The following is a 25,263-nucleotide window of genomic DNA, read 5'->3' as shown; positions in this document are numbered from 1 at the left end:
ATAGCACAGTTTAAACATCAGAATTCCAAAGAATTTTCTGATGCGTATGAAGAGTTAATTTCAACAAAAATGTGAAGTTCATATGCTAAATGTTGAATAATTTTAAAAATTTTGATAAAATTTAAACGATTTAATAAGAAAGTGTGACGATCCATGATATTTGGACGCTGGGTTCAAGCATTTGAAGATTATATGCTTGTCGAAAAAAATACATCTCCACTGACGATTCAGTATTACTTAACGGACATTAAACAGTTTGAACAATTCTTAATGGCAGAGTCCATTGATGAAATTAATCGAATTACTCATGTAGAGATCCGTCTATATTTAACGAGGTTATATCGAGAAAAGCTAGCGAAGAAATCTGTCTCGAGAAAATTATCTGGCTTACGGTCATTCTTTAACTACTTGGAAAAGGAAGACGTAATTGAGCAAAATCCTTTTCTGTATGTTTCTATGCCAAAATTGGATAAAAAAATCCCGCAGTTTTTTTATGATGAGGAAATGCAACAATTGTTTTCTGCTGAAGATGGAATGACACCGATCAGTCAAAGAAATCGAGCGATTCTAGAGTTACTTTATGCAACTGGCATCCGTGTAACAGAACTCGTTGGTATAAAAATTGAAGATGTTGATTTTACAGCCGGTTTGCTTCTCGTTTTCGGAAAAGGTCGGAAACAACGATACGTACCTTTTGGTTCTTTTGCTGAGATGGAATTAAAAAAATATATAAATGACTCTCGACCAAAACTTCAGAACAAATCAGAGGGTGAGAATAACACGCTGTTTTTGAACCATCATGGTAAACCGATTACCGATCGCGGGATTCGCTATATCTTGAATCGCATGCTTGAAAAAGCTGCGCTGACATCAAAAATTCACCCACATAAGTTAAGGCATTCATTTGCAACTCACTTATTGAACCAAGGTGCTGATATGAGATCTGTACAAGAATTATTGGGTCATGAGAGTTTATCATCCACCCAAGTTTACACACATGTGACAAAGGATTATCTAAAGAAAATATACGATAATGCACATCCAAGAGCTTAATTGAAAAATAGGAGTGAACAATATGTCACAATCGTTTCACGCAACCACGATTTTTGCCGTTCGACACAATGGAAAAGCAGCGATGAGCGGCGATGGCCAGGTGACACTGGGAAATGCAGTAGTGATGAAGCATACTGCCCGTAAAGTTAGAAAATTACATAACGGAAAAGTATTAGCAGGATTTGCCGGTTCGGTTGCTGATGCATTTACGTTGTTTGAGAAATTTGAAGCCTATCTTGAAAAATATGAAGGAAATCTTCAACGTTCAGCTGTCGAACTCGCCAAGGAGTGGCGGAGCGATAAAGTTTTGCGAAAGCTTGAAGCGATGCTCATCGTTATGGACCTTGATAACATGTTGCTCGTATCAGGTACTGGAGAAGTGATTGAACCCGATGACGATATCCTGGCGATTGGATCTGGTGGAAACTTTGCATTAAGTGCCGGTCGAGCTCTAAAACGGTATGGAAATATCGATCATGCAGAGGACATTGCTAAGTCTGCATTAGAGATTGCTAGTGAAATTTGTGTTTTTACAAACGATCAAATCATCGTAGAGACACTTGGTGGAAAAGGAGAATGATGAATGAGTAGGACGGCGACCCCTAAGGAAATTGTCAACCAGCTAAATAAATATATCATTGGCCAAGAAGATGCGAAAAAAGCTTTAGCTGTCGCTCTTCGCAATCGATACCGCCGAATGCGGCTTCCGAATGAATTGAAGGAAGAGATCGTTCCAAAAAACATCTTAATGATTGGGCCCACAGGTGTAGGTAAGACAGAATTGGCAAGACGACTTGCAAAGCTTGTGCATGCACCTTTCGTTAAAGTGGAGGCTACCAAGTTTACCGAGGTTGGCTATGTAGGAAGAGATGTAGAATCAATGGTTCGTGATTTAGTTGATATGAGTGTTCGGATGATCAAAGAACAGAAAATGATCGAGGTTCAAGAAGAAGCAAGAAAGCAAGCGAATCGTCGTCTTGTGAAACTACTTGTACCGGAGAAGAAAAAGAAATCAAGTGCATCCAACCCTTTCGAGATGTTGTTTAATCAACAGCAAAACCAGGAAACACAAGAACAAGAGGAAGAAAATAGTGAAATTGCAGATAAACGGAGACGGATCCAACATCAATTGGAACTTGGTGAGTTAGAGGACAAGATGGTCACTATTCAAGTTGAAGAGCAAGCACCTTCTATGTTTGATGCCCTACAAGGCTCAGGAATGGAGCAAATGGGTATGAACATGCAAGATGCCTTCAGCCAAATGCTTCCAAAGAAAAAGAAAAAACGCAGATTGCCTGTGAATGAAGCAAGGGAAATCCTGGTCCACGAAGAGGCACAAAAATTAATCGATATGGATGAAGTTCACCAAAAGGCCATTGAACATGCAGAACAATCAGGAATCATTTTCATCGATGAGATTGATAAAGTTTGCGGTAAGGATGACCAGCAAGCAGGTGTTTCCAGAGAAGGCGTACAACGAGATATCCTGCCGATTGTTGAAGGTGGCACAATCGTTACTAAATATGGAACCGTGAAAACGGATTACATGTTATTCATCGCAGCTGGAGCCTTCCATATGGCGAAACCATCTGATTTAATACCCGAACTACAGGGGAGATTTCCAATAAGAGTCGAATTGAACAAGTTGGTTATCCAAGATTTCATCAATATCTTGAAAGAACCTTCCAATGCGTTGATCAAACAGTATACAGCCTTATTGGAAACTGAAAATATCAAATTGGAATTTACAGATGAAGCAATCGAACGAATCGCTGAAATTGCATATGAAGTCAACCAGGAAACAGACAATATTGGAGCAAGAAGACTTCATACAATCATGGAAAAACTATTGGAAGATTTATCTTACGAAGCACCAGATATTACGATGGAAAAAATCGAAATTACCAAGCATTATGTTGATGAAAAATTAACATCCATTGTTAAAAACAAAGACTTATCACAATTCATTTTATAAAAAATTTTAGGAGGATTTACTAATGAAAACATTATTAGAAAGAACACGCGTAATTAACGCAATGCTACAAAAAACACAAGGAAACGCGGTGAATTTCAATGAAATGGCAGGTACATTGAAAGATGTCATTGATTCAAACGTCTACGTAGTAAGCCGTAAAGGAAAGTTATTAGGATACGCGATCAAAGAAGAAATTGAAAATAGCCGAATGAAACAAATGCTTGAAGAGAGACAATTTCCGGAAGAGTATACGAGCAATTTATTTAATATCCAAGAAACGACATCGAATATTGATATCAACAGTGAATATACTGCGTTCCCTGTTGAAAACAAAGATTTATTCAGCAAAGGGTTAACAACGATTGTACCGATTCTTGGTGGAGCAGAGCGTTTAGGAACGTTAATATTGGCCCGTGTAGAAGAATCATTTGAAGATGATGATCTGTTACTTGGTGAATATGGCGCGACTGTTGTTGGAATGGAAATTCTGCATCAGAAATCAGAAGAAATTGAGGAAGAGGCTCGTAGTAAAGCTGTTGTTCAAATGGCCATCAATTCCCTTTCATATAGTGAATTAGAGGCAATCGAGCATATCTTTAAAGAACTTGACGGCAAAGAAGGTTTATTGGTCGCAAGTAAAATTGCAGACCGCGTAGGTATTACTCGTTCAGTCATTGTTAATGCTTTGCGTAAATTGGAAAGTGCTGGTGTCATCGAATCCCGTTCTCTAGGTATGAAAGGAACATATATCAAAGTATTAAACGATAAGTTTTTGAATGAGCTAGAAAAGAAAACCATGTAATACAATCATTACGAAAAAATCCCTTGAGTCATCGATCTGGACTTAAGGGATTTTTTTGTGATTGATCATGGTCTCTGTGTTAATGAATGTCTTAATGTTTAATCGAATCGTCACAATATCAAGCGTCGAAATTCGGTATAATCATTGGTAAGGAATCAAAATTTCTACCAAGAATTATCATATATCGACAATTTAATGCTCATGTTTTGTCGATAAGTTCCAGAATTTCTTTCGATTTATAGAACTTTAGATTTATTTTTATCGAAAACATAGGAAAGTTTTGGGCACGATATGTTTTTAAGCTTCGAATTGTGTAATAATGAAGTAATTGAGGTATTGTTTTGTCGAAAATTTTGGCTTCTGAAATATTTCGTCGACAGGGGAGAATCTGATGAAGTTATTTAACAATACGTTTAATCACTTGGCGCAAGGACTTGATTATGCATCGACTAAAAATAAAGTCATTGCCAATAATATTGCAAATGTTGATACACCCAATTATAAAGCAAAAAAAGTATCTTTCCAATCACAACTCGAACAAGAACAAACGAAATTGGAAACGTTAAGGACACATCCTAAACATATTCCTTTCGATCAGCAATCTTCAACGATTCAAATCACACAAGATCAGAACGTTACTTATAATCATAATGGCAACAGTGTGGACTTAGATAAGGAAATGGCTGAGTTATCAAAGAACCAGCTATACTATGAAGCATTGACTGAACGAATAAATGGGAAATTTAATTCAATCCGTACAGTTTTAGGTGGAGGGCGTTAATCATGGGAATGTTTGATGGAATGAATATTAGCGGGAGCGCATTAACTGCCAATCGATTCAAAATGGATGTACACGCAGATAATATCGCAAACCAACAGACGACAAGAGCACGATTGAATGAAGCAGGAGAATGGGAGCCATACCGAAGAAAGATTGTTACCCAAGAAGCAAAGGGCGAGCAATTTAATCAACTTTTACATAAAGCAATCGGAAAAAAAGATGTCAGCACAGGGAAAGGTGTTTTCATCCACTCTGTCAAAGAAGATCCTGCACCATTTGAACCAGTTTATAATCCAAATCATCCGGACGCCAATGAAGAGGGTTATATCATGATGCCAAATGTAGACCCATTAAAAGAAATGATGGGTATGATGACGGCAAGCCGTGCGTACGAAGCTAATGTCACGGCATTGAATGCTTCAAAAGGTATCTTGATGAAATCATTAGAAATCGGTAAGTAAGGAGGACTCAAGTGATGGATCCAATCCAACTGTCTGCATTGCAGCAATCGAATAGTCCAATGAAGCTAGCTATGTCTCAAGGAGAAAAAGTCAGTAATGTTTCTACAGCCGAAGCAAAAGACCAATTCGCAACACAATTGAAAAATGCTATTAATCATGTGAATGGTTTACAAACAGAATCGGATTTAAAGACGAATCAATTAATTCGTGGAGAAGATGTGGACTTACATAATGTGATGATCACGGCTCAAAAAGCAGGAGTTACCCTGCAAGCGGCTACAGAGATTCAAAATAAAGTGATTGAAGCATACAGAGAAGTTATGCGTATGCAAATTTAACATTACAGTTCAGCAAAAATGATAGCAACGTCTAAGTAAAATTAGTCCAAAACAGATAGATAGAGAGATTTATGGAAGTTGGGGGACAAAAATGAATCAATCCATTCAACGCTTTCGGCAGCAGTTGACCGAGAGATGGAAGAGTAGTTCAAAATCACAAAAGACCTGGGTGATTGGCGGGTTTTCTGTATTTATACTTCTAATAATCATACTTACATACTTTATGACATCGACAAAAATGACACCATTATACAGCAATTTGTCCCATCAAGAAGTCGGACAATTGAAAGCAGAGTTGGATGAACGAGGTATTACATATGAACTGACAGATGGTGGGACATCCATTCTTGTTCCTGAAGAACTATCCGACTCGTTGTTAGTGGACTTTGCTTCACAAGGCATCCCAAATAGCGGAAACATTGACTACTCATTTTTTTCTGAGAATGTTTCCTGGGGCATGACCGATGAAGAAAGGCAAATCATTGAAGTCGATGCTTTACAAACTGAGTTATCAGGTTTAATTGAAAAAATTGATGGGATTAATCAGGCAAAGGTACTGATCAATCGAGCAAGTGAAACGATATTCGTCGGCGAAGAAATGCAAGATTCGTCTGCATCCATTGTTTTAGAAACCGACTTTGGTTATAACTTTTCAGAAAACCAAGTCAGAGGGCTTTATCATTTGGTATCCAAAGCTGTTCCGAATCTCCCTACTGATAATATCGTCATTATGGATCAAAACTTTAACTATTTGGATATAAATAATTCAACAAATGGTTATGGCAATACATATGTGCAGAATCAAGAGGTTAAAGAGCAAGTAGAAAAGGATATTCAACGACGGGTTCAACGAATGCTCGGAACGATGGTTGGACAAGACAAAGTTGTGGTTTCTGTCACAACAGATATTGATTTCACCCAAGAAAATCGAATCGAAGAGCTAGTGGAGCCGGTTGATCTTGATAATATGGAAGGATTGCCGGTGAGTGTCGACCGAATCACAGAAACGTATACAGGAAATGACGGTGCCCCTTTAGTTGAGGGCGACACGGATATTCCTGAACTTCAAGGTATTGAGGAAGGCGAAGGACAATCAGATTATGAGATGGTTCGGGAAACGATTAACAATGAGTTTAATCGTATCCAAAAAGAAATTGTTGAAAGCCCTTATGAAGTACGTGATATAGGCATACAAGTAGCTGTTGACAACTCCACGACTGAAAATGGTGAAACCGTTACATTAACAGCAGCGGAGCAGACAGCCGTTGAGGAAGATATCCAATCCATTCTTTCTTCGATTGTCAATACATCCATTTCTGCAGATGTAGACATCGAAGAGCCATTAAATAATGTTTCCGTCGTATTCCAGGAGTTTTCAAGACAGGGGAGCTTTGAATCTCCACAGGCTGGCATCCCAACGTGGCTATATATCGTTGGTGGCATTTTAATTATTGCCATTATTATATTGTTATTTTTATTATTCCGAAATAAAACCGAAGAGGAAACGGTGGAAGAAGTTTATCAAGAAGAAATTCCAGATCTTGAAGATTTTAGAATTGAAGAGAAACAAACGGAATCAACAGCCAAAAGAAAGCAGCTTGAACAACTTGCGAAGGAGCAACCTGAAGAATTCGCTAAATTATTAAGAAGCTGGATTTCAGAGGATTAGGGGGAGTCTGTTTTGGTAACGCAGAAAAAAGAATTGACCGGTAAGCAAAAAGCTGCTGCATTGCTGATCTCCATGGGGCCAGATATCTCAGCACAAGTATATAAACACTTAACAGAAGAAGAAATTGAACAGCTAACATTAGAAATTTCTTCCGTCAAAAAAGTCGACCCAACACAGAAAGAGGAGATTTTAGACCAATTTCACCAAATAGCCCTCGCACAAAACTATATTTCCCAAGGTGGAATTGGCTATGCGAAAACTGTACTTGAGAAGGCGTTGGGCGAAAATGAAGCATCTAAAATCTTATCGCGTTTAACGACAAATTTACAAGTTCGACCATTTGATTTTGCTAGACGAGCGGATCCTACCCAAATTTATAATTTTATTCAGCATGAACATCCACAGACGATCGCTCTCGTCTTGTCTTATTTGGAATCTGAACAAGCTTCTCAGATTTTATCGGAGTTGCCAGAGGATAAGCAAGCGGATATCGCTCGTAGAATCGCGATTATGGATTCAGCATCGCCTGAAATCATTGAAGAGGTAGAACAACTACTTGAAAAGAATCTTTCGTCTACTGTTACACAGGATTACACGGAAACTGGTGGCGTTGAATCAATTGTTCAAATATTGAATGGTGTCGATCGATCGACAGAACGAACGATTCTAGATGAATTAGAAGTGCGTGACCCTGAATTGGCGGAAGAAATCAAAACACGGATGTTCGTGTTTGAAGACATTGTTACCTTGGATCATCGAGCAATTCAGCGTGTGATTCGAGATGTAGAGAATCAAGACCTTATCATGGCTTTGAAAGTAGCCAGTGAAGAGGTGAAAGACTTAGTGTTTGAAAATATGTCTCAACGCATGGCAGAAACCATCCGAGATGAGATTGAGTATATGGGTCCTGTTCGGTTGAAGGATGTTGAGGAAGCACAAATGAGAATTGTTGGCACCATCCGTCGATTAGAAGATATGGGCGAAATCGTTATTGCTCGAGGCGGGGGAGATGACATCATTGTCTAATGTTTTCCGTTATCCATCAGATAAACAACTAACCGAAAGGCCGATTCAAGTCGGCGCAATCCGCGACACATCTACTGAAACAAGTACAGAGTTAACTTATGAAGAACAAAGAAAACAAAAGCAAAATACTGCAGAAAAGATAATTGAACAGGCTAAAGAGCAAGCAGAACAATTAGTGGCTCAAGCGAAACAGGAAGCTGAGCGATTACACGAAGAAGCAAAAGTCTCCATACAACATGCACATCAAGAGGCAAAAGAAACGGGTTACAAAGAGGGGAAACAAGAAGGTCTTGTACAAGCAAAGGAAGAATATCAGTCACTCATTGAGCAGGCGAACGATGTCGTTCACCAAGCGAAAGCCGCTTATCTAAAAAAACTATCTGATGCAGAAGAAGACTTATTGACGTTAGCTGTAGAAATTGCCGAAAAAATTATTCACCAAACGATAGAGTCAGAGAATGACCGCTTTATTCAGCTTGTGAAACAGATTGTCCATGAAGTTTCAGAGCAACCTGAAGTACATGTATATGTTCATCCAGAAATGTATGCATTTGTCGTGAATCAACGGGAAGAACTCGAAGGGATTTTGTCGGGTAAGGGACAACTTAGTATTTTCTCCAATGAAGAACTATCTACCTATGCATGCTTGATCGAGTCTCCTTTTGGAAAAATCGATGCTAGTGTTGATAAGCAACTAAGCAAGGTTAAAGAAGAGCTGCTACAGCTAGTAAAGGAGAATCAGCAGCGTGGAAGTTAAGCGATTGGTTGAAGCATTACATAAAACTGACTCGATTGTACGTTATGGAAAGGTTTATCGGAATGTTGGTTTGTTAATCGAATCCAAAGGGCCTGCTGTTAATATTGGAGAGGTTTGTTATATTCATTCTGCAACAAGTGAAAAGGAACCGATCCTCGCAGAGGTGGTTGGCTTTCAACATGAACATGTGTTGTTGATGCCGTATGAACAAACAAACCAAATCGGCCCTGGTAGTTTAGTAGAATCACTCAATCGATCATTGACTGTGAAAGCTGGCGAAGGATTGATTGGCCAAGTGCTGGATGGTCTAGGTAATCCATTAGATGGGTCCAAGCTACCAAGTGACTTCATCCCTTATGAAGCAGAAAAACAACCGCTTAATCCATTAGCCAGACCGCCGATAGACCAAGTGTTATCAACAGGAATCAAAGCAATCGACACTTGTATGACGGTCGGCAGAGGCCAGCGTTTAGGAATTTTTGCAGGAAGTGGAGTCGGTAAAAGCACGTTGCTCGGAATGCTAGCCCGAAATAGTGATGCTGATGTTAACGTTTTCGCGCTTCTTGGCGAGCGTGGTAGAGAAGTAAGAGAATTCATTGAACAAGAACTGGGTACAGCAGGATTAGCCAAATCGATCGTAGTTGTTGCAACCTCTGATCAACCAGCTTTACAGCGGATCCGTGGAGCATATACAGCAACAGCGATCAGCGAATATTTCCGGGATCAAGGATATCAAGTCAATTTAATGATGGATTCCTTAACTAGAATAGCGATGGCTCAACGGGAAGTCGGATTGGCCAGTGGTGAACCGCCGACTACAAAAGGTTATCCGCCGAGTGTATTTGCCATGTTACCGAAGTTATTGGAGAGAACCGGGACAGGTGAAGTAGGAAGCATTACAGCTTTTTACACAGTGCTAGTGGATGGTGATGATATGGATGAGCCAATAGCTGATGCCGTTCGGGGTCTGTTGGATGGACACTTGGTTCTAGATCGTCGCCTCGCTGAACAAGGCCAATATCCAGCGATTAACGTTCTTAAGTCCGTCAGCCGTCTCATTCAGAAAATTGCGGATCAAGAGCATCTTGAATTGGCTAAAAAGCTACGCTCTCTGCTAGCTACCTATGAAGAAAATAAAGAGTTGATACAAATTGGTGCATATAAAAAGGGGTCTTCTGCAAAAGTGGATGAAGCGATTTATTACTATCCGGAAATCATGTCTTTCCTTGCACAAAACACAAAAGAGGACAGTAATCTTACACAATCACTAAGCGAACTTAGCCGGATCTTGAAAGGTTGATGCTAATGAACACAATCCATTCAATTGAGAGAATATATAACATTCGTGAAAAAGAAATGAACGAAGCCCAAGCGCAATATCAACGTGCAATCGATTATTTTGAAGAGCAAGCGACAGAGCTCTTTCAATTGTTAAAAAAGAAAGAGACACTTCAAGAACGGTTCGACAATCGTCTTAAAGGACGAGTAACGATTACATACATACACGCAGCACATGATTCGATTCAACGGATTGAAAAAGAGGAAAAAGCGCTCCAGACAAAGGTGCATCAAGCACGCGTGAACATGAAGCAAAAGGAAAACCAGTTGAAAGTAGCACATCTCGAAATGAAAAAGATGGAAAAGTTAATTCAACTAAAAAAAGAAGAATTAAAAGAGTTTGCAAAGAAAAAAGAAGCCGAATTCATGGATGAAATTTCTATGCAACAATACTTTCGTACGAGATAGGTGATGTTATGGCAAGGAATAACAACGAAGAAAAAAAGGCAGGTAAGCTACAGTGGGTTCTATTTGTGATCGTCATTCCAATTGTATTCGCCATCACTATGTTATTCGTCGTATTGTCGGTTATGGGAATCAATCCAATGGATCAACTTAAAGAAGCTCCGGTTGTTTCATCATTCGTGGATTCAAAAGATGAAGAAATTCTGCAATCACAATTAGATGAAATAAAAAAAGAAAACGAAAACAAAAACACACAAATTGAGAACTTACAGAGCGAAATTGGCCAAAAAGAAACTAAAATTGAAGAGCTTAAAAATGAAATTGCTGATTTGAATGTTGAGTTGGAACGAAAAGAGCAAACATTATTAACTGAAGAAGAAACGATTAAGAAAATGTCCAATTCATTTTCAGGAATTGAGCCCAAAATAGCCGCTGAAATTGTTGTGGAGATGGAAGACAAGGTTGCATTGAAGCTCCTTGAGCAAATGAGTGATGAGGAGCGTGGCAAGGTGTTGGGAGCGATGAAGCCAGAGCAGGCAGCTACTTATACAGACTCTCTCATAGAACGTACAAACGCTGAATAATTACGATAGATTCTCGAGTCTATACGCTGAAAGGGGGTGAAAAAGTGAATAACGCAATGATGCTACAAGTCATGCCACAGGTTACTCAGTTGATGAACAAAACTTCTGGAAAATCACTTTCACTCAGTCAAGATGGCGATTTTGCTAAGGTACTTCAAGGGTTAGCTGAAAAAGTAACAGTGGAAAAAGTCGGAATGGAGCTTGCCGAAGAAGGGTCAATGGAAGAACTAGAAGCAATGTTACAACAACTCTTAGGGTTAATTTCATCTGATGAAGAACTTGAGTCTCAATTAAACGATTGGCTACAGACATTTACAGACTCTATGAATATTCCCACAGAGGAACTTGATAGCTTACTAGAAGATGCATCCATTCCAGCAATCGATCAAGTCGGCTTGGTATTAACGGAGCTATATCGTTCGTTCGTGTCCACTGATCAAGCTTCTACTGAGACCTTTAAGGGGTTGGAAGCATTGTTCACGCAACCATCCAACGGGTTGGATGGTCTGAAAAACCTTATGGAAAAAGTTCTTTATCAATTAATCCAACAAAAAAGTCAACAACTGCAAATAACTGAACCGAGTATGAAGCAAACACAGACAGCGTCGACGATTTGGCAGCAGCTCATTTCAAGTGAACAATTAAGCCAAAGTCAGTCCGAAACAGGGTTTGCCAAAGAATTGCTCAGATTGTCGGGTAATGCCCAAACAGATAAGCCAGTCATGAATTGGGCACATGTCCTTACAGAAAAACTTTCGAAGCCAACAACTAAAATGCCCTTGGAACCTGCTGGACAACTGAGTAATTTATTGAGAAATGTGACAGCCACTAATGCTCAAATAGTGAAGCAAAGTCTGTCGCTTCAGGGAAACTCACAACAGATGATGAATCAAATGGAGCAAATGATTTTATCAACGCGATTCGCAAAACCAGGTGGTACTACGCAACTTACATTGCAACTGAAGCCAATGGAGTTAGGTGAAATGATTCTCAGGTTTGTTAAGCAGGATGGTGAAATGACCGTTAAAATAACCGTCATGAGCCAGGTGGCGAAAGAAATGGTCGATAAAAATTTACATCAATTAAGACACTTGTTCTCACCTCACCAAGTTGTTGTCGAACGCCAAATGGAAGCAACGAATGAAACGAACTTAGCCGACTTCAAGGAAAAACAAGATCAGGAAGAGCAATCATCAAAGCAGCAAGAGAAGGCAAGGCAACTGGATGATGAGGATGGTGATGTGAATTTCCAAGATTATTTATTTGCGGAGGAGGTGTAGAGATTGAAAATTGACGAAAATCTTTATCTGACAAAACAACCGACGAATCAAACAAAACAATCCGATTTAGGAAAAGATGAATTTTTGAAATTACTGATGGCGCAATTGAAACACCAAGATCCACTGGACCCAATGGACGACAAGCAATTCATCTCACAAATGGCTACGTTCTCACAATTAGAACAAAGCATCAACATGTCCGATACAATGAAAGTATTGACAAATCAACAAAGCCAATCAAATTTCTTGGCCTATTCCAACCTAATCAACAAGGAGATTACATACGCGGTGTATGATTCTACAGGTGAATATGCAGGAAAAGAAACCGGACGAGTACAATCGGTGTCATTTACTGGGAATGATGTGATGCTAAAGCTATCCAATGAAAATAAAATTGCAGCGAGTCAAGTAATGGAAATTACCCAACCGACCCATGAGGTGATTGATGATGGCGAATAGTAGAATTAATACCATTCATTATCCGACAATTCCACCACAGTCGAAACAAGTAAACCAAAAGAAAGCAGTTCAGCAATCTTTTCAATCCATCCTAGAAAACCAGAAGGCTGAACTAAAAGTTAGTAAACATGCGCAAAAACGATTGGATGAACGGAATATCCAGATTAGTTCATCACAATGGAATGAGATTCATGAAAAAATGCTCGAGGCAAAACAAAAAGGCGTTACTGATTCCGTCATCGTGACGAAAGATGCTGTGTTGGTTGCCAGTACAAAAAACCACACAATTATAACGGCATTGGATAAAAATAATCAAACCGATCAATTAATCACAAATATAAATGGAACGATTATTTTGCCGGATTAACGGCTGGACCGAAAGGAAGCCGAGAATTGCTGACTGATTGAAGCAATTTCACTATTAAACTTAAAAACGGAAGGAAGAGATGTAAATGTTACGTTCGATGTATACAGGTATCTCAGGAATGAAAGGTTTTCAAACAAAATTAGATGTAGTTTCCAATAACATCGCAAATGTGAATACGTTTGGATTTAAAAAAGGAAGATATACATTTTCCGATTTAATGAGCCAAACGATGCAAGGTGCTACAGGACCTATTCAAAACGCAGCAGGAGACCCAACATTAGGGGGACGTAACCCAATGCAAGTTGGATTAGGAACAACAACAGGAAGTATTGATAATATCCATACACAAGGTAACCGCCAGACGACGAATCGCCCACTAGATTTGGCAATTGAAGGTGATGGCATGTTTGCAACTGCCGAATCAGTCGAAGGTGATGATGCTCTAGCAACGGATACTGACGATATGAGCTTCACACGTGCAGGTAATTTTTACTTCGATGACAACGGACATATTGTAACGAGTGGCGGTAGATATTTGGTAGGTCGTACGCCAAACGCAGATAATGACGGCGTAACAAATCAAATCGGCCGAATTCAATTACCGGATAATGCTCAAAGCTTCAGTATCGGTGGGGATGGAACGGTCAATTATGTGGACGGAAGTGGACAACCAGCTGTCGCAGGTCAAATTTTACTTGCAAATTTCTCCAACCCAGAAGGTTTAGATAAAGTTGGCAATAATTCCTATAAAATTTCCAACAATGCGGGTGAATTAGATGGCGGAATCGCCGATTATCTTTTCGTGCCAGGAGAAGGCGGGGCTGGCAACTTATTTGCCGGTGCGCTTGAAATGTCCAATGTCGACCTTTCAGAAGAATTCACGGAGATGATTACAGCTCAACGTGGATTTCAAGCGAATACACGTGTCATTACAACAAGTGATGAGATTCTACAAGAACTCGTTAACTTGAAACGATAAGGGAGGGAATGGGGCTGGATTGTTTCAGCCCCGTACCTAAATATGATCGAGTTAACTAGGCTAAACGGTGATGAATTCGTTTTGAATGCATTATATATTGAAAAAATTGAAGCATTACCTGACACAACCATCAGCTTAATTAATGGAAAAAAGCATTTTGTAAAAGAATCGGTTCACGAAGTCATTCAATTGATCACTGACTATTATCAGCAAATCGGTACAATTGATTTACATAAGAAGGTGGTGGAGAAAGATGAGTAAACCGATCAAGGTCATGATTACTATACTCATTTCATTGACAATCATTGGTATAGCAACAATTGTTATCCTCGTATATGGTGATCAAGGTTCTGTTTCATCGGAAGAACGTACCATAGATGACATGGTTGAAAATTCCTTTATGACCGGAGAAATACGGACAGACTTAGCAGACAACAACTTTTTGTTAATCCAATTCAGAATCGTGACTGATCACGAGGACGCGGCAGAATTCTTACAAAAGGGCGAGCATTTTCAATTGAACAATGTCATCTTAAAAGAACTAACCGTCCTGAAGGAAGAGAATTTTAGAAGTGGACTAAGTGAAGTCGAACAGCAATTAAAGAATCATCTTAATCAAATAGATGGGTTGCAGAAACACGGGAAAGTAACCGATATCTTTACTATCGATAAAGTTCTTCAATAATAGAAAGACCCATTAATGGGGGTGAGAAATGTGGCCGATGATGTTTTATCCCAAGGTGAAATCGATGCTTTGCTCACTGCGTTGTCCAGTGGAGAAATGGATGCAGAGGAATTAAAGGTCGATGAAACAGAAAATAACAAAATAAAAGTCTATGACTTTAAAAGAGCATTAAGATTTTCAAAAGATCAAATTAGAGGACTGACACGAATCCATGAGAACTTTGCAAGGTTATTGACATCCTTTTTCTCAGGACATCTACGATCTTATGTATCGATCCAAGTCGCTTCTGTCGACCAAGTGCCTTATGAAGAGTTTATTCGGTCCGTCCCATCTAAGACGATTTTAAATGTCTTCTCTGCAGATCCGTTAGAAGGACGATTACTTTTCGAGGTAAATCCAAATATAGCCTATGCTATTTTAGACCGGATGCTGGGTGGTTCGGGCTCTAGCTTAAATAAAGTAGAAACACTGACGGAAATTGAGACAAAGATTATGTCGAGAACATTTGGTTCAGCGATGGAGTCGTTAGAAGAAGCTTGGGAATCTATGGTTTCCATCGATGTTGAAATGGAAGATTTTGAGGTGAATCCTCAATTTTTACAAATTGTATCACCGAACGAGACAGTGATTGTTATTTCATTAAATACAATGATTGGTGAAAGCTCTGGGATGATGAATATTTGCATTCCACATATTTTACTAGAACCCATTATTTCTAAGCTGTCCGTTCATTATTGGATGGAAAATCAAGCTCATAAGCGAAATGAAGAAGATTATCACTTGCTTCAAGAAAATTTATCGAAAGTCTCAGTCGATGTTAAAACGAATTTAGGTGAGTCATCTATTACAATTGAGGACTTTTTGCATTTACAAACGAATGATGTAATCAAACTGGATCAATCCATTCATGATCCATTAAAACTATATGTCGATGAAGAACCAAAATTTTATGTTCACCCAGGTAAGAAAAATAATCACTTAGCCGTTCAGGTCATCAGTGATATGAAGGAGGAAGACGATGGATAACCATAAAGGTGATATGCTCACACAAGAAGAAATTGATGCGTTACTGAATGGCGGCCCGTCCAATGATCAACCGGATGAAGAATCTACTACACAAGAGCGGCAGCCAACTGAGCCAACGAGCGATTCGAACCCCTCACTTGAAGATGTGCTGACATCTATGGAGGTAGATGCGATCGGCGAGTTAGGCAATATATCGTTTGGTAGCTCAGCGACAACTTTATCAACTTTATTGAACCATAAAGTTGAGATTACGACACCAGTCGTAAACGCCGTACATGTCGATCAGCTTGCCGGTGAATTCCCTACTCCTCATGTTGCGGTGAGTGTCGATTACACCTCTGGATTCTCAGGTTCGAATTTGTTAGTGATCAAACATGAAGATGCAGCAGTAATCGCAGATCTCATGTTAGGAGGCGATGGTTCTACACCATCTACCGATTTAGATGAATTGCATTTAAGTGCTATTCAAGAAGCGATGAACCAAATGATGGGTTCTGCTGCAACAAGTATGTCATCCGTATTCAACCAACCGATTGACATAACACCACCGAAACCAATTATGTTAGATGCTACGACTGGTGATGGCTTAGCATATTTGCCAGATGAGCCGGTATTGATCAAAGTATCTTTCCAGTTGAAAGTAGAAAATCTAATCGATTCCAATATCTTGCAGTTATTGCCGATTCAGTTTGTCAAAGAAAGTGTTAAGCGATTATTGAATGAAAGTCCACAAGAGGAATTGAATCAACAACCCAGTGATCAAGAGGAAGGTGAGAAGGCTGTGGAAAATTATTCAAAGGAAGAGCCTGAACAGCAAAACCAGCATTCCCATGACAGCTCATATCAAAAACCTTTCATCAATCATGTTGAGTCTGCTCAATTTAGCGAGTTTGCTTCCTCAGAGAAGACAAACCCAGCGGAACGCAGAAATTTAGACTTATTAATGGATATTCCACTGAACGTTTCCGTTGAACTCGGACGTACTCGTAAGCCCATTCGAGACATTCTTGATCTTAGCTCAGGATCAATCGTAGAACTGGACAAACTTGCTGGAGAACCGGTTGATATTCTAGTAAACAGTAAATTGATTGCGAAAGGTGAAGTCGTTGTCATCGAAGAAAACTTTGGTGTACGGGTCACGGATATATTGAGTCAAGCTGAACGAATCCAGAAATTACGCTAAAAATAACTTATAAGCAGAAAAGAAAAAGGGAGAGGTCTATTATGTCGAAAAGAATATTGATTGTAGATGATGCAGCATTCATGCGTATGATGATTAAAGATATCTTAGTGAAGAACGGATTTGAAGTTGTTGGGGAAGCACAGGACGGTGTTGAAGCAGTTGAAAAATATGCTGAACTCAAACCGGACCTTGTAACCCTCGATATTACAATGCCTGAAAAAGATGGGTTAACTGCATTGAAAGAAATTTTAAGTTCAGACAGTGATGCGAAAGTGATTATGTGTTCAGCAATGGGGCAGCAATCTATGGTAATTGATGCCATTCAGGCGGGGGCAAAGGACTTTATTGTCAAACCTTTCCAAGCCGATCGTGTGCTTGAAGCCATCAACAAAGTGTTAAATTAATTAGTATTTTTCCGCATGTCAGAACAGATCAAATCTTGCACAAAATGCAAGAGAAATCTATGAAAACATTTTACGGTTAGGGTCGATGACGATGAAACATAAAATAGCCATTGGAGTCTTTCTTTTCTTTTTATTCATTCCAGTTAGTTCAATTTCCGCTTCACCGAGTGGAGATGGGAATGTATCCGATCTTTTTGAAAAAGAGGAAGAAAAAGAGGAAACAAATGAGCAAAGGGAACCATCACAAGAAAATAGCCTCGATATCGAAGACTCCACTGGTGAACAAGTGACAGCGTCTGACAGTTCCTTGTTTTTGGATTTCTTGAAAATGATTGTCGCACTGGTTGTTGTACTCGGTTTAATCTATTTTCTATTAAAATTTCTACAAAAACGCACTCGAATCTATCAACAGACTCGGTCATTGGAAAACTTCGGCGGTTTATCACTCGGTTCGAACAAATCCATTCAAATCGTGCGTGTCGGCAGTGAGTATTACTTAATTGGTGTTGGTGATGACGTCCAATTACTAGACAAAATTGAGTCACCGGATACGATTGGAAGTCTGGAATCAAGTGATGCTACGGCCAATCAAGCCATTAACTTTCAAGATCTGTTGAAGAAATTCACTCAACGAGATCAAAATCCATATCAAAATACGGATACAAAAAATAAATTTCAGTCTGAGTTGAGCCAGATGAGAAAGAGCCGTAATGAATTGCTGAAAGGAAGCGAACAGAAGGAGGATCAACGTCATGACTGATGCTGTCAATCTACTGACTGAGAATGATCCGCAAGCAGCTTCATCAGCCATTCAACTCTTGCTATTGTTATTGGCGATAACCATTCTGCCAAGCATCTTAATTTTAATGACTAGCTTCACTCGTATTATTATTGTGTTGTCATTTGTCAGAACGTCACTAGCGACACAACAAATGCCACCGAACCAAGTACTGATTGGGTTAGCTTTATTTTTGACTTTCTTTATAATGGCCCCGACATTTAATGAAGTAAATGAGGAAGCATTACAACCTCTGTTCAATGAAGAAATAACATTGGACGAAGCTTATGAATCGGCAAGCATACCTTTCAAGGAGTTTATGGCCAAGCATACAAGACAAAAAGACCTTGCATTATTCATGGATTATAGCGGGGAAGAAAGTCCGGAAACATTGGCTGATATCTCTTTGACAACATTAGTCCCTGCCTTTGCGATTAGTGAACTGAAGACAGCCTTTCAAATGGGTTTTATGATCTTTATTCCGTTTTTGGTCATTGATATGGCTGTTGCTAGTGTCTTGATGTCAATGGGAATGATGATGCTCCCACCGGTCATGATTTCATTGCCATTTAAAATCTTATTGTTTGTAATTGTCGATGGCTGGAACTTAATTGGTCATTCCATATTGGAAAGTTTTACATAGGAAGTAGGGCATTAAATGAGTGCAGATACAGTAATAGCATTAGCGGAACAAGGCGTCTATACATTATTGATTGTTGTTGGCCCTTTAATGATTTTAGCGCTAACCGTCGGGCTTCTCGTCAGTATCTTCCAAGCGACGACACAGATTCAAGAACAAACGTTGGCGTTTATTCCTAAAATGATTGCCGTATTTATTGGGATCGTCTTTTTTGGACCTTGGATGCTTCAACGTATGATTGAATTTACGATTAATATATTCAATAACATCCCTAACGTGGTTGGTTAATATGGCTGAGTTTATAGATCTTGCGAGAATGCCAGGGTTGTTATTGATTGTTGCTCGTTTAGCTGGTTTTTTTATGATGACACCGTTTTTCTCTTACCGAAATATCCCGATGCCTGTTCGAATTGGTTTAGTTATGTTTCTGGCTTGGATTATGTATTTCACAATAGAAATTCCGGTATTTTTCTTGAATGGACAGTTTTTTCTCTTATTGGTGAAGGAAGTAACTGTCGGATTAATGATCGGGTTACTGGCCTATATCATATTATCCGCCATTCAGATAGCAGGTGGTTTCATTGATTTCCAAATGGGATTTGCGATTGCGAACATCGTCGACCCTCAAACAGGGGCACAGAGTCCGATTATCGGTCAATATCTATACATTTTTGCATTATTATTTCTGGTTGCGACGAATGCGCATCATTTATTGATTGATGGGATTTTTTATAGCTATGAATTCATCGGATTTTACGACATGATACCCATCGGTGATCAATCTTTTCCAATTTTTATTTTAGACAGTTTTGCTCATATGTTTATGCTTGCGTTTCAGATGTCGATTCCGGTTGTCGGGTCTTTGTTCTTGGTAGATATCGCTTTAGGTATGATTGCTCGAACGGTTCCTCAAGTAAACGTGTTTGTCGTTGGCTTACCGCTTAAAATATTTGTCGCATTTGTAATGATTCTTATCTTTTTAGGATTTTATGTCATGTTGCTTCGAGGATTGTTTGAAACGATGTTCCAGATGATGAGGCAACTCATGCAGTTAATGGGAGGGGCTTAGTCTTGGAATTACTACGCTTAGACCTACAGTTCTTTAACCAAGAAAAAACGGAGAAAGCAACACCTAAAAAACGTCAAGATTCTCGTAATAAGGGTCAGGTTGCCAAAAGTCAGGATATTAACTCAGCCATCTTATTGTTTTTTGTCTTTCTCTTTCTACTTGTCTTTGGTTCGGTTATGGGTGAGGTTTTCACAGGTATGTATACATATAGCTTCACAAAATTCATCCACTGGGAAGTGACCGCAGCTACAACCGAGCAAGTATTTTTTCAAATGACGATGGAAGCCGTCAAGGTTGTTTTGCCAGTGATGGCCGTTGCAGTGATTGCAGCACTTTTATCGAACTACATACAATTCGGTTTGTTGTTCTCTGGTGAACCACTTAAATTCGACCTGAAGAAAATCGATCCGATCAAAGGGTTTAAGCGAATCTTTTCTGTCCGGGCACTTGTTGAATTTTTGAAATCCTTATTGAAAATTGTGTCCATTGGCGGTGTATGTTTTGTAGTGCTTTGGCTTCAAAAAGATGAACTCATGCTTTTATCTATGAAGACTGTGAGTGAATCGATTTCGTTTTTTGCCCAGTTGACAATTCAAATGGGTATTGCCGCCTCTCTCATGTTGATGTTTCTATCGGTTTTCGATTATTTATATCAACGGTATGATCACGAAAAGAACATTAAAATGTCCAAGCAGGATGTCAAAGATGAGTATAAGAAAATGGAAGGGGACCCGTTGATTAAATCACGGATCAAGGATACCCAAAGACAAATGGCTCAGCAACGGATGATGAGTGAAGTACCGACTGCAGATGTCATCATTACGAACCCTACCCATTTTTCCATCGCGCTGAAATACGACGAAGAAAAATCTGAAGCACCATTCGTCGTTGCCAAAGGTGCAGATTATGTCGCCTTTAAAATCAGGGAGATTGCAGAAGCAAATGGTGTGATGCGAATTGAAAATCGAAGCTTGGCAAGAGGACTGTATGCAGCCGTTGAGATTGGAGACTCCATACCTGAGGAGTTTTATCAATCAGTTGCCGAAGTATTGGCTTATGTATATAAGCTTCAACGAAAAGTGTAACTGGAAAGAGGTTTTTCTGAATGTCCATAAAAGATTTATCCGTTTTATTCGGCGTTATTATGATCATTATCATGCTGGTGATTCCTTTACCGGGGCCGTTATTAAGTGTACTCATTTTAATTAATATATCATTAGCCTTGGTCGTCATCTTAGTTGCCATGAATGTAAAAGAAGCATTGGAATTTTCTGTATTCCCGTCTCTCTTACTGCTTTTGACATTATTTCGATTGGGACTTAACGTTTCTACCACGCGTTCCATTCTATCTGAAGCAAACGCTGGTGGTGTTGTCGATACATTTGGTAATTTTGTGACCGGTGGGAATCCATTAGTCGGTTTTGTCGTCTTTCTTATTCTTGTCGTCATTCAATTTATTGTCATTACAAAGGGTGCGGAGCGTGTATCTGAAGTTGCTGCACGTTTTACCTTGGATGCGATGCCTGGGAAACAGATGAGTATTGATGCCGATTTGAATGCAGGCTTGATTACCGAGCAACAAGCAAAAGATCGCCGTGAAAAAATTGAAGATGAAGCGGACTTTTATGGCGCAATGGACGGTGCGAGTAAATTTGTTAAGGGTGATGCGATTGCCGGGATCGTCATCGTGCTGATCAATATTATTTTCGGTTTTATCATCGGGATGACGCAATTTGGCTTAAGTGCCGGAGAAACGGTAGATGTCTTCTTGCGATTGACTGTTGGTGATGGATTGGTCTCTCAGATTCCCGCGTTATTAATTGCAACCGGAACAGGGATTATCGTGACGCGCGTAGCGGCAAAAGGAAATCTTTCTTATGATGTTACGAGTCAATTATTCCGGTTTCCTAAACTGTTATATATAGCAGCAGGAACGATTTTTTTACTCGGATTAACTCCGATTAATTTTGCTTTGACGACAGTGATTTCCGGTATGCTTGGATTTGGTGGGTTTTACTTGAGTCGAGCTGAAGAAAGGGCTGCTGAGCCAATTGAAGAAGTCGATGAAACGGAAGAACGTGCGCAAGAAATGGCAGCACCGGAGAATGTGGTTCAGTTGTTAAACACAGATCCGATTGAATTTGAGTTCGGTTATGCACTCATACCGATTGCCGATCAAAATCAAGGTGGGGACCTACTTGACCGCGTTGTAATGATTCGTCGACAACTAGCATTGGAGCTCGGACTCGTCATTCCAGTTGTAAGAATTCGCGATAACATTCAATTGAACCCGAATGAATATCAACTCAAAATTAAAGGAAATCAAGTTGCTCAAGGTGAGCTGTATATCAACCATTATTTAGCGATGAGTCCAGACTTAGAGGATGATGGGATTGACGGCATAGAAACGAAAGAGCCTGCCTTCGGATTGCCAGCTAAATGGATTACTGAAGAAATGAAAGAAGAAGCTGAATTGCTCGGATATACTGTCGTTGACCCGCCATCAGTTGTTTCAACGCATATAACAGAAGTTATTAAACGATATGCTCATGAATTGATTGGTCGCGAGGAAACAAGACAGTTGATTGATCACTTAAAAGAAACGCATCCGATTTTAGTGGAGGAAATTACGCCGGAACCATTGTCTGTTGGAGAAATTCAAAAAGTGCTAGCCAAGTTGTTAAGTGAGCAAATTTCCATTCGTAACTTGCCAATTATTTTTGAAACATTAGCTGACTATTCAAAAATGACAAATGATACAGATCTGCTGACAGAATATTGTCGCCAAGCGCTATCTGTGCAAATTACCAATCAATATGCTCAGAATCAATTTTTAAAAGTTGTTACCTTGTCTCCTCAAGTGGAGAAGATGGTTGTTGAGGGAATTCAACAAACAGAACACGGGAATTTTATTACGATGGACCCTGAAAACCAACAAAAATTAATCGAAGCTGTCCACCAAGAGCTCACACAAGCCTATTTCCAAGATTCAGCTCCAATTGTTTTGTGTTCTCCTGCTGTTCGGATGTATGTAAAACAAATTATCGGAAGAGCTTTACCAGAAACGGTCGTCTTATCCTATAACGAATTGGAACCAACTGTTGAAGTAGAAAGCAGTGGGGTGGTGAATGTACAATGAAGGTAAAAAAATACATTGCATCGACAATGCCAGAAGCAATGAATCAAGTGAAAAAAGAATTGGGTGAATCAGCGGTTATACTAGATTCACGTGAGATTAAAACCAGTCGTTTCTTTGGTCTGTTCGGGAAAAGAAATATAGAGGTTTTGGCAGCAGTCGATCCAAAGCCGACTCGGATACGCCAATCTTCTCGAGAGAAGAAGCAAACGGCAAATGATTCAGTAATGCCAACAAAACTTCCAATGCATTTACAGAAGTCCGAATCGTCGAGAGAAAAGGTGTCTACTCGATTATCCTTATCGAATCGCTACCCGCATCCGGTCGAAAGTACACTCGAACAGTTGCAGCAAAATGGAATCGATGAAGATACACGTGCGCATGTGCTTCAAATACTATTATCAACGTTTTATAAACATGATGAAAAAGTGACCGAATCTGAACTTTTAAATGTGACAAAAGAATTTTTTAAACACGAGATGGCTTCCTCTATTGAATCAACGGAAGGGCATTCAAAGTTCATATATCTTCTAGGTCCGACAGGTGTTGGTAAAACAACGACTATTGCCAAATTGGCTGCCGACGCTAAAATGAAACACGCGAAAGATATTGCATTTATTACATTGGATACTTATCGAATTGCAGCAATTGAGCAGTTAAAAACGTATGCGAAGATCTTAGATATACCTATTGAAGTTGCCTATAATGCAGAAGATTTAGAAGCTGCCAAGGAAAAATTCAAAGATAAGGATCTCATCTATATTGACACGGCCGGTCGGAACTATATGAACAGCGAATATATCAATCAACTAAAAGAGATCGCCCAGTTCAAAGAACAGGACAAGTTGATGTGCGTTCTGTCACTGACGGCTAAGGAAGAGGATATGGAAACAATCTATCAACAATTTTCGAAATTGCCCGTTGATACGGTTATATTTACAAAAGCAGATGAAACATCAACCTATGGGCAAATCTATAACTTATGGAAGAAACATCACTTTGCTATCCATACGTTGACAATCGGTCAAGATGTACCGAATGACCTTTTAACTGTCGACGCTGAGGTTCTCGCCCAGTTGATGGTCGGTGAAAAATCATGGTGAATGATCAAGCATCGAAACTACGAGATTTGATGATAAACCAAGAGAATAATCAATCTGCAAAAGCGATTGCTATATTCAGTGGTAAAGGTGGAGTGGGTAAATCGAATTATGCGATTAATTTTGGGCTTTGCCTAGCGGATCGGCGAAAAAAAGTACTACTGATTGATTTAGATATCGGCATGGGAAATATTGATGTCTTACTAGGTATGAGTCCAGATCATTCTATGGCTGAAATGCTAGAGAATAAAATGAGCATATTTGATATAATTGAATCAAGATCTGACTATTTTTCTTTTATCGCAGCCGGTACCAGTTTATCGCATTTATTTGAATTAAACACGTCGGGAAGGATGCATTTCATTCAGCAATTTCAAGAGGTTCTTCATTTTTTTGATTACATTCTCTTGGATTTAGGAGCAGGGATGACAAAAAGTCATTTAGCGTTTTTAGAAGCGGCTGATGAATCTATTGTTATAACGACACCAGAACCTACATCATTGACCGATAGCTATGCGGCAATAAAGCATCTATTAATTGAATCGGACAACAAAGATATTCAATTATCCTTACTCGTAAACCGAACGGCTAAAAGTACAGAAGGATGGCAAGTGTATCAACGACTTAGGAAAGTTGCCATGAATTTCTTAGACTGTGAACTTCGGTTTGCTGGTAGCTTGCCAGATGATCCTGCAGTGTCAGAGTCTGTAAAAAAGCAAATTCCTTTTATAGAATCTTTTCCAAAATCTCGAATCTCAAAACAATTAGATAAAATTGTCACTCAATATGAGCAAAAAGAATCGCCCGACACAGAGCGATCAATAACATTTATAGAGAAAATGAAAACGAAGTTATTTCGTTAAGTTAGTTTCAAGTTAATAAAAAAGAATGGTCGTATCAACCGAACCGATATTCAAACGAGCCACACAGAAACACGTTTATTTTTCTATCTCAATAGAAAATGAAAT

30 protein-coding genes are annotated in these 25,263 nt (G+C 39.3%); all 30 read left to right on the top strand.

Annotation, left to right across the window (positions count from 1 at the left end; all coding sequences use genetic code 11):
- Nucleotides 1-153: 153 nt before the first annotated feature.
- The 30 genes from xerC to FPQ10_RS01810 all read left to right on the top strand — a co-directional run bounded on the left by xerC (nt 154) and on the right by FPQ10_RS01810 (nt 25,158).
- Complete coding sequence (gene xerC / locus FPQ10_RS01955; protein ID WP_144159426.1) at nt 154-1,053, top strand: tyrosine recombinase XerC; 900 nt, start codon at nt 154-156, stop codon at nt 1,051-1,053.
- Between the two features lie 22 nt (nt 1,054-1,075).
- Nucleotides 1,076-1,633 (top strand): ATP-dependent protease subunit HslV, encoded by a 558-nt coding sequence (hslV, locus tag FPQ10_RS01950; protein WP_144159423.1) that lies wholly within the window; start codon nt 1,076-1,078, stop codon nt 1,631-1,633.
- A gap of 3 nt (nt 1,634-1,636) precedes the next feature.
- The gene (hslU, locus tag FPQ10_RS01945) at nt 1,637-3,028 is read left to right on the top strand and encodes an ATP-dependent protease ATPase subunit HslU (RefSeq protein WP_144159420.1); all 1,392 of its coding nucleotides are present in this window, start codon (nt 1,637-1,639) and stop codon (nt 3,026-3,028) included.
- A 22-nt stretch (nt 3,029-3,050) separates the two neighbouring features.
- The gene (gene codY / locus FPQ10_RS01940) at nt 3,051-3,830 is read left to right on the top strand and encodes a GTP-sensing pleiotropic transcriptional regulator CodY (RefSeq protein ID WP_144159417.1); all 780 of its coding nucleotides are present in this window, start codon (nt 3,051-3,053) and stop codon (nt 3,828-3,830) included.
- Between the two features lie 391 nt (nt 3,831-4,221).
- Nucleotides 4,222-4,611, top strand: a complete 390-nt coding sequence (flgB, locus tag FPQ10_RS01935) for a flagellar basal body rod protein FlgB (RefSeq protein ID WP_144159414.1) — start codon at nt 4,222-4,224, stop codon at nt 4,609-4,611.
- Nucleotides 4,612-4,613: 2 nt separating this feature from the next.
- Complete coding sequence (gene flgC / locus FPQ10_RS01930; RefSeq protein ID WP_144159411.1) at nt 4,614-5,072, top strand: flagellar basal body rod protein FlgC; 459 nt, start codon at nt 4,614-4,616, stop codon at nt 5,070-5,072.
- Nucleotides 5,073-5,143: 71 nt separating this feature from the next.
- Complete coding sequence (gene fliE / locus FPQ10_RS01925; protein ID WP_246569259.1) at nt 5,144-5,410, top strand: flagellar hook-basal body complex protein FliE; 267 nt, start codon at nt 5,144-5,146, stop codon at nt 5,408-5,410.
- Nucleotides 5,411-5,501: 91 nt separating this feature from the next.
- Nucleotides 5,502-7,079, top strand: coding sequence for a flagellar basal-body MS-ring/collar protein FliF (gene fliF / locus FPQ10_RS01920; RefSeq protein WP_144159408.1), 1,578 nt, complete (start codon nt 5,502-5,504; stop codon nt 7,077-7,079).
- 12 nt (nt 7,080-7,091) lie between these two features.
- The gene (gene fliG, locus FPQ10_RS01915; RefSeq protein WP_144159405.1) at nt 7,092-8,105 is read left to right on the top strand and encodes a flagellar motor switch protein FliG; all 1,014 of its coding nucleotides are present in this window, start codon (nt 7,092-7,094) and stop codon (nt 8,103-8,105) included.
- Complete coding sequence (gene fliH, locus FPQ10_RS01910; RefSeq protein ID WP_186278500.1) at nt 8,098-8,862, top strand: flagellar assembly protein FliH; 765 nt, start codon at nt 8,098-8,100, stop codon at nt 8,860-8,862. The genes fliG and fliH overlap by 8 nt, the downstream gene beginning before the upstream one ends.
- On the top strand, nt 8,852-10,162 hold the full coding sequence (gene fliI / locus FPQ10_RS01905; protein ID WP_144159399.1) for a flagellar protein export ATPase FliI: 1,311 nt from the start codon (nt 8,852-8,854) through the stop codon (nt 10,160-10,162). Before fliH ends, fliI begins: the two co-directional genes overlap by 11 nt.
- A 5-nt stretch (nt 10,163-10,167) precedes the next feature.
- The gene (fliJ, locus tag FPQ10_RS01900; RefSeq protein WP_186278499.1) at nt 10,168-10,608 is read left to right on the top strand and encodes a flagellar export protein FliJ; all 441 of its coding nucleotides are present in this window, start codon (nt 10,168-10,170) and stop codon (nt 10,606-10,608) included.
- An 8-nt stretch (nt 10,609-10,616) separates the two neighbouring features.
- On the top strand, nt 10,617-11,189 hold the full coding sequence (locus FPQ10_RS01895) for a MotE family protein (protein ID WP_144159392.1): 573 nt from the start codon (nt 10,617-10,619) through the stop codon (nt 11,187-11,189).
- Between the two features lie 44 nt (nt 11,190-11,233).
- Nucleotides 11,234-12,469: a flagellar hook-length control protein FliK gene (locus tag FPQ10_RS01890; RefSeq protein ID WP_144159389.1), complete on the top strand. Its 1,236-nt coding sequence runs from the start codon at nt 11,234-11,236 to the stop codon at nt 12,467-12,469.
- Between the two features lie 3 nt (nt 12,470-12,472).
- Nucleotides 12,473-12,928 carry a flagellar hook assembly protein FlgD gene (flgD, locus tag FPQ10_RS01885; RefSeq protein ID WP_144159386.1) on the top strand — a complete coding sequence of 152 codons (456 nt, stop codon included), beginning with the start codon at nt 12,473-12,475 and terminating at the stop codon, nt 12,926-12,928.
- The gene (locus tag FPQ10_RS01880; RefSeq protein WP_144159383.1) at nt 12,918-13,295 is read left to right on the top strand and encodes a TIGR02530 family flagellar biosynthesis protein; all 378 of its coding nucleotides are present in this window, start codon (nt 12,918-12,920) and stop codon (nt 13,293-13,295) included. The genes flgD and FPQ10_RS01880 overlap by 11 nt, the downstream gene beginning before the upstream one ends.
- A gap of 85 nt (nt 13,296-13,380) precedes the next feature.
- A complete protein-coding gene (gene flgG, locus FPQ10_RS01875) occupies nt 13,381-14,274 on the top strand; it encodes a flagellar basal body rod protein FlgG (protein WP_144159380.1) in 894 nt (297 codons plus the stop codon).
- 42 nt (nt 14,275-14,316) lie between these two features.
- Nucleotides 14,317-14,535 carry a flagellar FlbD family protein gene (locus FPQ10_RS01870; RefSeq protein WP_144159377.1) on the top strand — a complete coding sequence of 73 codons (219 nt, stop codon included), beginning with the start codon at nt 14,317-14,319 and terminating at the stop codon, nt 14,533-14,535.
- Nucleotides 14,528-14,959 (top strand): flagellar basal body-associated FliL family protein, encoded by a 432-nt coding sequence (locus FPQ10_RS01865; protein WP_144159374.1) that lies wholly within the window; start codon nt 14,528-14,530, stop codon nt 14,957-14,959. Before FPQ10_RS01870 ends, FPQ10_RS01865 begins: the two co-directional genes overlap by 8 nt.
- A 30-nt stretch (nt 14,960-14,989) precedes the next feature.
- A complete protein-coding gene (gene fliM, locus FPQ10_RS01860) occupies nt 14,990-15,985 on the top strand; it encodes a flagellar motor switch protein FliM (RefSeq protein ID WP_144159371.1) in 996 nt (331 codons plus the stop codon).
- A complete protein-coding gene (fliY, locus tag FPQ10_RS01855; protein ID WP_144159368.1) occupies nt 15,978-17,168 on the top strand; it encodes a flagellar motor switch phosphatase FliY in 1,191 nt (396 codons plus the stop codon). Before fliM ends, fliY begins: the two co-directional genes overlap by 8 nt.
- Nucleotides 17,169-17,209: 41 nt before the next feature.
- Complete coding sequence (locus FPQ10_RS01850) at nt 17,210-17,572, top strand: response regulator (RefSeq protein WP_144159365.1); 363 nt, start codon at nt 17,210-17,212, stop codon at nt 17,570-17,572.
- Between the two features lie 91 nt (nt 17,573-17,663).
- The gene (locus FPQ10_RS01845) at nt 17,664-18,332 is read left to right on the top strand and encodes a flagellar biosynthetic protein FliO (RefSeq protein ID WP_186278498.1); all 669 of its coding nucleotides are present in this window, start codon (nt 17,664-17,666) and stop codon (nt 18,330-18,332) included.
- Nucleotides 18,325-18,993, top strand: coding sequence for a flagellar type III secretion system pore protein FliP (gene fliP / locus FPQ10_RS01840; protein WP_144159359.1), 669 nt, complete (start codon nt 18,325-18,327; stop codon nt 18,991-18,993). The genes FPQ10_RS01845 and fliP overlap by 8 nt, the downstream gene beginning before the upstream one ends.
- Nucleotides 18,994-19,008: 15 nt before the next feature.
- Nucleotides 19,009-19,278, top strand: a complete 270-nt coding sequence (fliQ, locus tag FPQ10_RS01835; RefSeq protein WP_144159356.1) for a flagellar biosynthesis protein FliQ — start codon at nt 19,009-19,011, stop codon at nt 19,276-19,278.
- Nucleotide 19,279: 1 nt separating this feature from the next.
- Nucleotides 19,280-20,059 (top strand): flagellar biosynthetic protein FliR, encoded by a 780-nt coding sequence (gene fliR, locus FPQ10_RS01830; protein ID WP_144159353.1) that lies wholly within the window; start codon nt 19,280-19,282, stop codon nt 20,057-20,059.
- A 2-nt stretch (nt 20,060-20,061) separates the two neighbouring features.
- Nucleotides 20,062-21,144 (top strand): flagellar biosynthesis protein FlhB, encoded by a 1,083-nt coding sequence (gene flhB, locus FPQ10_RS01825; RefSeq protein ID WP_144159350.1) that lies wholly within the window; start codon nt 20,062-20,064, stop codon nt 21,142-21,144.
- Between the two features lie 20 nt (nt 21,145-21,164).
- Nucleotides 21,165-23,198, top strand: coding sequence for a flagellar biosynthesis protein FlhA (gene flhA, locus FPQ10_RS01820; protein ID WP_144159347.1), 2,034 nt, complete (start codon nt 21,165-21,167; stop codon nt 23,196-23,198).
- The gene (gene flhF / locus FPQ10_RS01815) at nt 23,195-24,298 is read left to right on the top strand and encodes a flagellar biosynthesis GTPase FlhF (protein WP_144159344.1); all 1,104 of its coding nucleotides are present in this window, start codon (nt 23,195-23,197) and stop codon (nt 24,296-24,298) included. Before flhA ends, flhF begins: the two co-directional genes overlap by 4 nt.
- On the top strand, nt 24,292-25,158 hold the full coding sequence (locus tag FPQ10_RS01810) for a MinD/ParA family protein (RefSeq protein ID WP_144159341.1): 867 nt from the start codon (nt 24,292-24,294) through the stop codon (nt 25,156-25,158). The genes flhF and FPQ10_RS01810 overlap by 7 nt, the downstream gene beginning before the upstream one ends.
- Nucleotides 25,159-25,263: the final 105 nt, after the last annotated feature.

It is taken from the genome of Allobacillus sp. SKP2-8 (assembly GCF_007559355.1).
Taxonomy (GTDB): domain Bacteria; phylum Bacillota; class Bacilli; order Bacillales; family Alkalibacillaceae; genus Allobacillus; species Allobacillus halotolerans.
This window is presented reverse-complemented; position numbering and strand designations above follow the sequence as displayed.